15 protein-coding genes are annotated in these 11,861 nt (G+C 27.7%); 10 read left to right on the forward strand and 5 right to left on the reverse strand.

What is annotated here, in order from left to right; translation table 11 throughout:
- The first annotated feature begins 81 nt into the window (after positions 1 to 81).
- From ACTHUW_RS05675 to ric, 5 genes are all read left to right on the forward strand, one after another.
- Complete coding sequence (locus tag ACTHUW_RS05675) at positions 82 to 327, forward strand: hypothetical protein (RefSeq protein WP_442199205.1); 246 nt, start codon at positions 82 to 84, stop codon at positions 325 to 327.
- Positions 327 to 710: an aspartyl protease family protein gene (locus tag ACTHUW_RS05680; RefSeq protein ID WP_442199204.1), complete on the forward strand. Its 384-nt coding sequence runs from the start codon at positions 327 to 329 to the stop codon at positions 708 to 710. The genes ACTHUW_RS05675 and ACTHUW_RS05680 overlap by 1 nt, the downstream gene beginning before the upstream one ends.
- Positions 711 to 737: 27 nt before the next feature.
- On the forward strand, positions 738 to 1,211 hold the full coding sequence (locus ACTHUW_RS05685; protein ID WP_442212768.1) for an ASCH domain-containing protein: 474 nt from the start codon (positions 738 to 740) through the stop codon (positions 1,209 to 1,211).
- A 112-nt stretch (positions 1,212 to 1,323) separates the two neighbouring features.
- Positions 1,324 to 2,547, forward strand: a complete 1,224-nt coding sequence (locus ACTHUW_RS05690; RefSeq protein ID WP_442210200.1) for an FprA family A-type flavoprotein — start codon at positions 1,324 to 1,326, stop codon at positions 2,545 to 2,547.
- Positions 2,548 to 2,572: 25 nt separating this feature from the next.
- Positions 2,573 to 3,274, forward strand: coding sequence for an iron-sulfur cluster repair di-iron protein (gene ric / locus ACTHUW_RS05695; protein ID WP_442210186.1), 702 nt, complete (start codon positions 2,573 to 2,575; stop codon positions 3,272 to 3,274).
- A 41-nt stretch (positions 3,275 to 3,315) separates the two neighbouring features.
- On the opposite strand, the gene ACTHUW_RS05700 is transcribed toward ric, so the two are convergent.
- Positions 3,316 to 3,642 carry a hypothetical protein gene (locus ACTHUW_RS05700; RefSeq protein WP_442196839.1) on the reverse strand — a complete coding sequence of 109 codons (327 nt, stop codon included), beginning with the start codon at positions 3,640 to 3,642 and terminating at the stop codon, positions 3,316 to 3,318.
- A gap of 182 nt (positions 3,643 to 3,824) precedes the next feature.
- Between ACTHUW_RS05700 and ACTHUW_RS05705 the strand changes: the two genes are divergently transcribed.
- Together ACTHUW_RS05705 and ACTHUW_RS05710 are read left to right on the forward strand one after the other, a co-directional pair.
- Positions 3,825 to 4,688: a DUF1002 domain-containing protein gene (locus tag ACTHUW_RS05705; RefSeq protein WP_442196840.1), complete on the forward strand. Its 864-nt coding sequence runs from the start codon at positions 3,825 to 3,827 to the stop codon at positions 4,686 to 4,688.
- A 103-nt stretch (positions 4,689 to 4,791) separates the two neighbouring features.
- Positions 4,792 to 5,691, forward strand: a complete 900-nt coding sequence (locus tag ACTHUW_RS05710; protein WP_442196841.1) for a DMT family transporter — start codon at positions 4,792 to 4,794, stop codon at positions 5,689 to 5,691.
- A gap of 6 nt (positions 5,692 to 5,697) precedes the next feature.
- Here ACTHUW_RS05710 and ACTHUW_RS05715 read toward each other — a convergent pair whose 3' ends face one another.
- Both ACTHUW_RS05715 and ACTHUW_RS05720 read right to left on the reverse strand, forming a co-directional pair.
- Positions 5,698 to 6,183: a superoxide dismutase family protein gene (locus ACTHUW_RS05715; RefSeq protein WP_442196842.1), complete on the reverse strand. Its 486-nt coding sequence runs from the start codon at positions 6,181 to 6,183 to the stop codon at positions 5,698 to 5,700.
- Between the two features lie 52 nt (positions 6,184 to 6,235).
- Complete coding sequence (locus ACTHUW_RS05720; RefSeq protein ID WP_442196843.1) at positions 6,236 to 7,411, reverse strand: cation:proton antiporter domain-containing protein; 1,176 nt, start codon at positions 7,409 to 7,411, stop codon at positions 6,236 to 6,238.
- 86 nt (positions 7,412 to 7,497) lie between these two features.
- Here ACTHUW_RS05720 and ACTHUW_RS05725 point away from each other — a divergent pair, with 86 nt between their 5' ends.
- Positions 7,498 to 8,148, forward strand: coding sequence for an HAD family hydrolase (locus tag ACTHUW_RS05725; RefSeq protein WP_442196844.1), 651 nt, complete (start codon positions 7,498 to 7,500; stop codon positions 8,146 to 8,148).
- 32 nt (positions 8,149 to 8,180) lie between these two features.
- Here the strand turns inward: ACTHUW_RS05725 and ACTHUW_RS05730 are convergent, their stop codons facing one another.
- Positions 8,181 to 9,458 (reverse strand): SLC13 family permease, encoded by a 1,278-nt coding sequence (locus tag ACTHUW_RS05730; protein WP_442196845.1) that lies wholly within the window; start codon positions 9,456 to 9,458, stop codon positions 8,181 to 8,183.
- Between the two features lie 41 nt (positions 9,459 to 9,499).
- Positions 9,500 to 9,979 carry a hypothetical protein gene (locus ACTHUW_RS05735; protein WP_442196846.1) on the reverse strand — a complete coding sequence of 160 codons (480 nt, stop codon included), beginning with the start codon at positions 9,977 to 9,979 and terminating at the stop codon, positions 9,500 to 9,502.
- A 144-nt stretch (positions 9,980 to 10,123) separates the two neighbouring features.
- Here ACTHUW_RS05735 and ACTHUW_RS05740 point away from each other — a divergent pair, with 144 nt between their 5' ends.
- Together ACTHUW_RS05740 and ACTHUW_RS05745 are read left to right on the forward strand one after the other, a co-directional pair.
- Positions 10,124 to 10,630 (forward strand): type 1 glutamine amidotransferase domain-containing protein, encoded by a 507-nt coding sequence (locus ACTHUW_RS05740; RefSeq protein ID WP_442196847.1) that lies wholly within the window; start codon positions 10,124 to 10,126, stop codon positions 10,628 to 10,630.
- A gap of 113 nt (positions 10,631 to 10,743) precedes the next feature.
- Complete coding sequence (locus tag ACTHUW_RS05745; RefSeq protein ID WP_442212770.1) at positions 10,744 to 11,850, forward strand: mechanosensitive ion channel family protein; 1,107 nt, start codon at positions 10,744 to 10,746, stop codon at positions 11,848 to 11,850.
- The last annotated feature ends 11 nt before the right edge of the window (positions 11,851 to 11,861 follow it).

Raw genomic sequence — 11,861 nt, forward strand, 5'->3', positions numbered from 1 at the left:
GATAAAGACTGAATATTATAAATATAATTAATTGATTTTTATTAGAGTAAATCTATAATTATGAAAGGTTTGGTGTTAAAAATGAAATGGGATGAAGTAAGAGAAATTTATCCAAATAAATTTGTAAAAATAAAAATTTTAGATTCTCATACTGTTGATAATAAAAAAATTATAGATGAAATGGCTGTTATAAAAGTTTTTGAAGATAATCAAGAAGCTACTAAAGAATTGGTAAAATCCAAGTATGATGAAGTTGTATATCATACTGGAAATGAAAAAATAATTATTGAATTAAGAAATATTAAAGGTTATAGGAGAATTCTTTAATGAAATTAGAATATAGAGATGGATTAATATATGCTTCAATAGAAATTAAATATAGAAATAAATCTACTAAGATAGATAAAATAGTTGTTGATACAGGAGTAGCAGAGACTATGATATCACCTGATATAGTAGAAAATATAGGCATTTTTGCGGAAAAAGATGATAGAATAATATCCTATTATGGAGTAGGTGAAAGTATCCATAATGCATTCGAAAAAACAGTAGATTTAATTAAATTTAACGACTATCAAACTAATAATATTAGTATAGACTTTGGGGTAATAGATCCTAAGGGGGAAATTAATGGTTTAATAGGATTAGATTTATTAATAAAAATGGGAGCTATAATTAATTTAAAGACAATGGAAATAAAATTTGACTAGAATTTATAATTAAAAGGGGTTTAAAAGATGGAAAATGAACATAAATCTGTAATTAAAATGTGGAAAGATTATTTATCTTCTATAGGTGAAAATATAGAGAATACTGATAAAACTTATACATCATGGTGCTTTTGTGATAATGAAAAAGATGCTAATGAATTAGCAGAATTAGTGAAAGAAGGAACTAAAAGAGGAACAGCTTCTCTTTATGAACTTTATAAGATAGATGATGAAGAAGTCCCTGAAGTTTATGAATATAGTATTATTACTGATTGGGATGGTATAGCACAGTGTATAATAATGACTAAAAAAATAACCATACTTTCCTTTAGAGATGTAGACGAAGAATTAGCAAAAATTGAAGGTGAAGGGGATAAATCTTTAGAATATTGGAGAGATGCCCATATCAATTTTTTCACTAGAGAATTGAAAGAATATGATATGAAATTTTCAGAAGATATGCCAGTAGTATTTGAAGAATTTGAAGTTGTATATAAGTAATTTATTTTAATCCCGAGTATTTTTATCGGGATTTTGATATTTATCACAGATTTATATTTTATCCTCCCTTATAATGTAATTAAAGACAGAGAGAAAATTTCTAGGAGGTATTATAATGAATGATAAATTAATAGCTAAAAATTCACATTGGGTAGGATATGTAGATGATAGAAAGGTACCTTTTCATAGATTAATATTAGAAAAAGGAACAACATACAATAGTTATTTTTTAGATACTGAAAAACCAACAATTATAGATACAGTAGATATAAGCTTTGGAAGAAAATTTGTTGAAAATTTAAAAGAATATACAGATTTAGAAAAAATACAATACATAGTTATAAATCATGTTGAGCCAGATCATTCAGGTGCATTACCAGCACTTATAAATAAAGCAAAGGAAGCTACAATAGTTACAACTGAACTTGGAGCTAAAGAACTTAAAGAAATGTATAAACTACATGATAAAAAGTTCATGATAGTAAAAGATGGAGATACTTTAGACGTAGGAGGAAAGACACTTAAATTTCTTGAAACACCTTATCTTCATACAGAGGAGACAATGATAACTTATGCGCTAGAAGATAAAGTATTATATCCTTGTGATATATTTAGTACTCATATTGCTACAGATGAATTGTTTGCTGATAATGCAAAAGAAGATATTACAGAAGATTTTAAGGTGTATTATAGTTTGATCATGCATCCTCATAGACCATATGTACAAGATATGATTGAAAAGATAAGAGATTTAGAAATAGAATTAATTGCACCATCTCATGGATATGTACTAAGAGATCCTAAAAAATACATTGACCTATATGATGAAATGAGCAAAGCTAATAAAGATAAAAAAGCACTTATACTTTACTCTACAATGACAGGAAATACTAAGCGTATAGCAAATTATATGGCTAATGAATTAGAAGAAGTAGACGTAGAAACAGAAACTATGAATATAAAAGAAGATGTAGATATGGATGAAGTAAAAGCAAAAATTGAAGAAGCTGATGCAATATTCTTTGGAAGCTCTACAAGATATGCTGATATGGTAGGTGGAATTGAAAAAGTATTAAAAGAAATAAAAACTATAAATTTAGATGGAAAATTAGGCATTGCTTTTGGTTCTTATGGTTGGAGTGGAGAAGCAGTAGAAGTTATAAAAGATTATTTAGCTGAGACTGACATAAAATTAGTTGATAGTTCATATGTGATTAAGACTACAGGAATGGATGATATTAAATTTCCTATAAGGGTTAAATTTAATCCAGATGAAGAAAAAATAGAAGAATTAAAATTGTCATCAAGAGTAATAAAAGATATTTTAGTTGGATAATTAGATAATTTAAGGAGAGATTCTAATGGAAAAAATTATAAATAAAGATATGAGAATAGGTCAAATAGCAACAATATTTCCAGGAGCTACAAATATATTCATGAATTATGAGATAGACTTTTGCTGTGGTGGAGATAGGGCACTTAGCATAGCTATAGATGAAAAAGATGTAGATGAGAAAGAATTATTAGATAGATTAAATAGTGAATATGAAAAAATGAAAGATGAGATAGAAAGTAGTGACAACTTTAAAGAAAAAACAATGGCAGAACAAATTGATTATGTAGTTAATAAGCATCATACTTTTATGAAAGAAGAGATGCCTATTACTGAAGGATTACTTTCAAAAATATTAAAAGTACACTATGTATCCCATGGAAAAGAATTATCAAAACTACACAAATTATTTAATAGCTTAAAGGCTGAAATAGAAGAGCATTTAATAAAAGAAGAAGAATTACTATTTCCTATGATTAAAAAATATGAAAATGATCCAACACAAGAAAATAGAAAGAAAGCTTTAAAAGTATTAGAAGAAACAGAGTCAGAACATGAAGCAGCAGGAGATATTTTAAAGGAAATGAGAAAATTAACTGATGGATATAAGTTGCCTTCAGATGGCTGTAGAACTTATGAAATAACTTTTGAAAAGATTGAAGCAATAGAAAAAGATTTATTTGAGCATATTCATTTAGAGAATAATATATTGTTTGAAAGACTTAAATAAAATCATAAAAGATGATTCCAGCTGGAATCATCTTTTAACTTTTACATATATATTAAATATCCTATTAAATTAAGTCCTAGTAAAAATACTAATAGAAAAACTGTAGTAAGTGAATTTTTTGTTACATTACCTTTTGTTTTTAGCTGAGAGTTAACTAAAAAATCATTGGGATGACCTATGGGGCTTGCAGTATTGTGTGTACCTCCTTTTTGAAATGTATTAAATAGTCCAAATAGAATCATTGCTAACCAAACTATTGACCATACAAAAAAGAATATTTCTAAATTATCTTTTCCACCATTTAAATAAAATATAAATTCAATTAAGGCTAATGTTGCTAATCCTATAAGAGCTCCATATTTTTTCATAATATAATCCTCCTTTATAATATAATACCATTTTAAAAGAATATTGAACCGTAAATTATCAGAATGTAATGAAAATTTAACTTTGTAATATTAATAACATATTTCAATATAAATACAAATATAGATTAAAAGATTTCTATTATGGTATAATACATGTAAATAAGATATAAGGAGTTGTTTTTATGAATAAGAAAATTATAGCTTTACTTTTGATACTCACATTTGTGTTTACATCAACTGCTTTTGGTGATGCAGTTACAGGAGACAGAGTAGTTAGTGTAGGAGCAAACTTAACTGATGCACAAAAGGAAGAGATGAAAGAATACTTTGGTGTAGATGAAGATGTTAGAGTTATTGAAGTCACAAATGAAGAGGAGAGAAAATACTTCCTAGAACATATTGATGAAAGTATAATAGGTACCAGGGCATTGTCTTCTGTATATGTAGAAAAACTTGAAGAAGGCCAGGGCATAGAAGTAGATAGTAATAATATCACATGGGTTACGGATGAAATGTATAAAAATGCTCTAGTGACAGTAGGGATAAAGGATGCTAAGGTAAAAGTAAATAGTCCTATGAAAGTTACAGGTACTGCTGCTCTTACTGGTATAATAAAGGCTTTTGAAGATTTATCTGGTGAAAAGATATCAGAAGAGGAAAAAGAAATAGCATCAGAAGAACTTGCAAAAACTTCTGAACTAGGTAAAGATGAAGATATAGGAAAAGAAAAAGCTACAGAATTAATAAATGACATTAAAATTTATATTATAAACAATAATATTACAAATATAAATGAAATAAAAGAAGTTGTAGAAGATAAAGCAAATGATTTAAATATTAATTTAACTGAGGAACAAATTAATAGTATATCAGAATTAATGGATAAGATATCTGGACTTGATTTGGATTTAAATGAAATAAAGAATCAAATTAAAGGATTGGGAGATAAGATAGATAATGCCTTAGATGAAAATCCAGAAGCAAGATCTTTTATTGATAAAATAATAGAAGCTATAAAAGATTTTTTCAACAGCATATTTAATTAATATTTACCCTTGAGAATATATATTCTCAAGGGTTTTTTTAATGTACTTTTCTATGGTTATATAATATGATAGTAATAAGAATAATAATTGGGGGTAAAGAAAAATGGTTAAACTTAACAAGAAACAAAGCTTATATGCTGATATGGCACTTATAGTAGTTGCGATTATTTGGGGAAGTGGGTTTGTTGTGGTTAAAAATGGTTTGGATGAACTAACTCCACTGTTTATGAATTCTATGCGTTTTATAATAGCTTCTATTTTAATGAGCATTGTCTTTTTTAAGAAATTTAAAAAGATAAATAAATCTGATATAATAGCTGGGGCTATTGTAGGATTTTTTTTATTTAGTGCATTTGCAGCACAAACAGTAGGGCTTCAATTTACTACTGCAAGTAAACAAGCATTTTTAACTGCTACAAATGTAGTTATGGTACCTTTTTTATTTTGGTTTATAAGTAAGAGAAAACCACATAATTTAGAAATATTAGCTACATTTATAACACTTATAGGAATAGCATTTTTAACTCTTGAAAGAGGTGTAAGTTTAAATGGTGGCGATTTACTTACACTTTTATGTGCTCTATTATTTGCAGCACATATTACATCTATAGGACATTTCTCAAAAAAACATGATCCTATAGTACTTACTATATTGCAACTTATTTTTGCAGCAATATTTTCTATTATTATTGCAATACTTTTTGAACCTATAAATTTAGAAATATCAGGTCAGGGTTGGTTTACTGTTCTTTATCTTGGTGGAGTAAGTACATTAATAGCTTTTTTGATACAAACTGTAGCACAAAAATATACAACTTCTACACATGCAGCAATCATACTGAGTTTAGAAGCTGTATTTGGAACACTTTTTTCTATTCTTTTACTTGGAGAACTATTTACTATTAAAATGGTCATAGGTAGTGTTATTATATTTATTGGTATAATAACGGCAGAAACTAAATGGCAATTCTTAAGCAAGAAAAGAATCACTAAAAAGGTTTAATTTTTATTACCAATTCATTTTATTGTACATAGGCTTGATTATACCGCATGCAAGTCTTTTGCCTGCATCACCTGCTGGCTGAGATCTATAATCATCTGGATTTTCATGGATTATAATGGCTTTGCCAATAACTTCATCTATATTAAACTTATTGGTGAAAAAGCACATTCCTGCAAATCCGTCATGAGCTATTAACACAGGAAAATCACCTGCATGATTTCCATGAGGAACTTTTTTAGGATTGAAATGTCCCTTTGCATCTTTAAAGGGGTCATTTTTATCACCTATAGCACATGTTTCTCCTTCATGTATATGAAAACCAAAAGGCCCTATGGGGTCTTTTTTATTATTTCCTTTTTTGTATTTTGGTAATCCATAGACATGGGCACAAACTATAACTCCTCCCTCTACCTTCTTTAAACTAACATATCCCCTTATATCTTTTTTTAGGGGACCACCTTTAATATTAGATATTGCAAAATCATAATACATTTATATCACCTCATATTATAATATGAGGTGATATAAATAAATGATACCATTTTTATTCTAGGAATCTGTTTCCAGCAAGTTTGATACCTATTGCTCCAAGTGGTGCTGTTATAATTATAGATAATACTGCCATTGCAAGTATCAACTCTCCACCTTCAACCCCAAGAGTTAGTGGAACTGCTCCTATTGCTGCTTGTACTGTAGCTTTTGGTATATATGCTACTATGCAAAAAACTCTTTCTTTTAAGTTTAAATTAGTAGCTATAAGTGATATTATCACTCCAATGGATCTTCCAATAAGTCCAATAGATATTATGAATATTCCTATTAGTCCAGAATCTATTGCTAGAAAAACATTTACTTCTGCACCTACAAGTACAAAGAGTATTATTTCAGCTAGTACCCAAAGCTTGTTAAATTTATCTGATAATCTATTTGCTACAGTGGGATATTTTTCAAGTAATATAAAACCTATTGTCATAACACCTAAAAGTGTAGCTATTGGAACTATATTTTCAAGTGGGCCTTCAAGGCTGTTAAAAATTATTGCAGTAGATAAAAGTATTAGTGTTTTTTTAGTATCTCTTATATGATAATGTTTAAATATATAAGTCATAATAAGTCCGATTATTACTCCTATTATTATTCCAAGTGCTATTGATATTGGTATATTTAGTAATTGCCTAAATATATTTATATTTTTAGAACTATACATGGCTAAGAATGTAGAATATATGGTTATGGCAAAAACATCATCAATAGATGCACCAGCAAGTATTAATGTAGGAATAGCTTTTTTTTCTCCCTTTCCTTGTTCTATTAAACTAAGCATTGAAGGAACTACAACAGCAGGGGAAACTGCTGCTATTATAAATGCAAGTATTCCTGCTTGTTCAAATGAAAAATTAAATACTTTCATTGTTATAAATATAAGTGTAGCCCCTTCAAGTAGTCCTGGGATAAAGCTAAGCTTTATAGCAGGAACTCCAATCTTTTTTAGTGTTTCTTTTTTTACTCCAAGTCCAGCACGAAGAAGAATGACAATAAGTGCTATCTTTCTTAAATCTCCTGATATTATTAAAATGTCTTTATCTAATATATTAAATACATATGGTCCTAATAGTATTCCTACTATAAGCATACCTAAAAGACCTGGTAATTTTAACTTAGTAAATATCTTATTAGCTAGTAATCCTAATATAATTATAATTCCAAAACTAATTGCCACTATAACCACAATCCCATTATCTATTTATTTTCCCTAAACTATGATAACATTATATTTATAATATTAAAGAAAGTAAAGGTGATTTTATGATTAAAGCAATTATATTTGATATGGATGGTGTAATAGTTAATAGTGAGCCAGAGCTTATAAAAATAGAAATAGAATATATGAAAAATTTAGGAGTAACTATTACAAAATCTGATTTGGATGAATTTGTAGGAACTAATTCATATTACATGTTTAATAAATTGAAAAATAAATATAATTTAAATAAAACGGTTGATGAAATAGTAGATGAAGTAAGAGCCATATATTTAGATCATATACAGTCAAAAGAAAATGTAAATGCTATAAAAGGAGTTATAAATTTAATAAGAGAACTTAAAAATAGGGGAATAAGAATGGTAGTAGCTTCATCTTCTCCTGTATCTTGGATAGAAAAAACAATAGATACACTTGAAATAAGAGATTGTTTTGAGGAACTTATAAGTGGAGACTTTGTAAAAGAATCAAAACCACAACCAGATATATTTTTATATGCACTAGACAAATTAAATATAAAAAACGATGAAGCTATAGTAATAGAGGATTCAGAAAATGGTGTAACTGCTTCAAAAAGAGCAGGTATTAAGGTTATAGGTTATATGGGAGATGAAAGTTCAAATCAAGATTTATCCCATGCAGATATAGTTATAAAGAATTTTGATGAAATTAATTTAGATGAGTTACTAAAGTAAAAATGACATTCACAATTGTGAATGTCATTTTTTTATACATAAAATATTACTAAATATATGCTTGATAATATTACAGAAACTATCATTATAGGAAATCCTACTTTTAAGAATTTCATAAATGTCAGTTTATTATCTGACTTTTGCAAAAACCCTGCAACGATCACATTAGCAGATGCACCAACTAAACTACCATTTCCACCAAGACAAGCTCCAAGTGCAAGTGCCCACCATAAGGGTCCAATAGTTATGGTACTCATAGCTCCTATGCTTTTTATAAGAGGAATCATTGTTGCTACAAAAGGAATATTATCAATAAAAGCTGATGCTATAGCTGAAACCCATAGTACCATAAGGGTTGTCAATAATAAATTTCCTTTAGTAAAGTTTAATACTTCTGAAGCTAAAAACTCTATAACTCCAACCTTTTCAAGTCCTCCAACTAAAACAAATAAACCTGCAAAAAAGAATATAGTAGACCATTCTACTTCAAGTAAAATATCTTCTGGATCTAATTTACTAATAATAAGTAAAAGTGATGCGCCTATTAACGCTACCGTTGCTGATTCTAATCCTAAATATTGATGTGTTATAAAGCCAATCATTGTTAGAGCAAGTACAAATAAGCTCTTTTTAAGTAAAGTGTAATCTCTAATAGATTTATTTTCATCAAACTTCATTAATTTTTCTTTTAATTCATTACTTACATTCATTGATTTACCATACATTATTTTTATTATAAAGAAAGTAACAATTAATATAATAACTACAATAGGTCCTAAATTCACAACAAAATCCATAAAGCCTAAATTTGTAGCAGAACCAATCATTATATTAGGTGGATCACCAATAAGAGTAGCTGTACCACCAATATTTGCTGCTAATATTTCAGGAATCAAAAATGGTAATGGATTCATTTCTAATGTATCTGTTATAACTAAGGTAACAGGTACTATTAGTAAAACTGTAGTTACATTATCAAGTAGTGCTGATGAGATAGCTGTTATAGCAGAAAGAATTAATATAATTCTAAAAGGCTCACCTTTAGCAGATTTAGCTGCTTTAATAGCTACATATTGAAAAACTCCTGTTTTTTTTACTATGGAAACAATAATCATCATTCCTATAAGTAAACCAATAGTGTTAAAATCTATTGCATCAAATGCATATTCTTGACTGATGATTTTAAGTCCTATAAGAAGTGTTGCACCAAATAGGGCAATGGATGTCCTATTAATTTTCTCTGAAATAATAAAAATATAAGTTATAATAAATATAGAAATTGCCATATAAACCCCAGTATCTAAAGTCATGTAAAACATCTCCTTAAAAATATTCAATTTTATTAATGATATTATATTGTATCTGGATCTTTTTTCTTATAAACTCTCTTTGATGTTTCTTTAGTCCTTTTTATAAGAGTTTGCATTTTGTGTAGTTCTTTTCTGATTTCTTCTACTGTTTCATTAGGAACATTGTAATATAGATATAAATCTTCAAAATTTCTTATAGTTTCATTTAAATCCTTGTTAAACTTGATAAATTCACTAAAGTGATGAGAATTTGCTGCATTTTCAAACTGTTCTATATCTATTTGTATAGTCTTTATAACCTCCTCTTCATTACTGAAAATTCCAGCAGGCTCGTGGTATGGTTTTATTCTTTGTAAAAAGTATTTATTTTTCTTGTTAATATTATAAACGTAGGCTACTTCTGTACCCTTTACATCAAAAGAAACATAACACAATAAAGAGTTCATAACAAGTACCTCAGCACCTAATTGTCTAAGTGCAATTGAATGTATATCAGCTTCTGCTATTAAATATTTTCTCAAAACAACCATCTCCTAATATTTATTTTCCATCTATATATTATAACATAGTTGAAAAGCCTTTAACACTAAAAGAATTGTGAATAAATAAATATTTAAGGGGTAATTAATTTATAGAGTTAAAAATACTAGGAGGTTAAAAAAGAGATGAAAAAAATAGCTTTATTAATTGAAGATATGCATGAAGATATTGAACTTCTTTGGCCTTTATATAGACTTAAAGAAGCAGGCTTTCAAGTTGATTTAATAGGAAGTGAAAAAAACACTGTTTATAAAGGCAAACATGGAGTTCCTACCAAGTCTGATTTAGCATCAAGTGAGATAGATGCAAATGATTATGAGGCAGTTGTTATTCCAGGAGGATATTCACCAGATAAGATGAGAGCATGTGAGGCTACAAAGAAATTTGTTAAAGATATGAATGATCAAGATAAAATAGTAGCAGCAGTTTGTCATGGTCCATGGATGATAGCTTCAACTTGTGATATAAAGGGTAAAGATATTACATCATATCCTACAATAAAAGATGATTTGATAAATGCAGGAGCTAATTATATAGATGAAGAAGTTGTAGTTTCTGGAAATATAATAACTTCTAGAAATCCAGATGATTTAATTGCATTTACGTCTAAAATAATAGAAAAAATGAAGTAATCAATAAAAACAATCCCGAAATTTCGGGATTGTTTTTATTGATACGTTGATAAAACGCTATACTACGTATATAATCTTTATTAATTAATATAATTGAATATGGAGGAATATTTGTGGAGATTTTAGAATGGATAAAGGATTTTTTTAACAGTTATTTTGCAGCATCTCTTATGCAAGTGGCTATAGCATTAGGAATATTTTTGATCTTTGTAATACTTAGCTCTATTATCACTAAAATAATATATAAAATGGCGAGCATCATTACTAGAAAAACAAAAAATAAAGTAGATGATTATATTTTAGATGAATTTAGAAGACCAATTAAAGTATTAGTTATTACCATTGGATTTTATATAGCTCTTATTTATTTACCTTTTCAAGAAAGTACAGAGATTATAATTACTAGATTATTTAGAATTTCTATTATAATAATAATCACATGGGGATTATATAATATAGCAGGGACTTATGAATGGATTTATGATAAATTAGGGGATAGATTAAACATAAAAAGTCAAAAAATATTAAAACCTTTTATAACAAGAATAATAAGGATAATTATAATATCACTTTCCTTTGCAATCATATTAGATCAATTTGGATATAATATATCTGCACTTATAGCAGGTCTTGGAATAGGTGGTATTGCTGTAGCAATGGCTGCAAAAGATTCACTAGCAAATATCTTTGGAGGTATGTCTATTTTAATGGATAAACCTTTTGATATAGGAGATTGGGTAGTGTTTTCAGGTGTAGAAGGATTAGTAGAGGATATTAATTTTAGAAGCACTAAAATAAGAACATTTGAAAAGGCAATGATAACTGTACCAAATGCAAAAGTATCTGAAGAAGCTATAACAAATTATTCTAGACGTGGGATAAGACGAGTTAGATTTTATTTAGGTTTAACTTATTCTACATCTTCTTATAAGATCGAAAAAGTAGTTGACAATATAAAATATATGCTAATTCAAAATCCTAAAGTTGATAGTGAAAACATCACAACTAGTTTTGAAATATTTAATAATAGTAGTTTGGATATACTTATACAATATTTTGCAAATGCCATAGAGTATGATGAATATTTAGATATAAAACAAGATATAAATCTTAAAATAATGGATATTTTAGAAGAAGAAAAAGTAGAAATAGCATTCCCATCTACAAGCGTATACTTTGAAGATAATTTAAACTTAAATGAATTTAGAAAAGAATCATAATTCTTCATAAT

Origin of the sequence: Senegalia sp. (in: firmicutes) (assembly GCF_052088025.1) — a bacterium.
GTDB lineage: Bacteria > Bacillota > Clostridia > Tissierellales > SIT17 > Anaeromonas.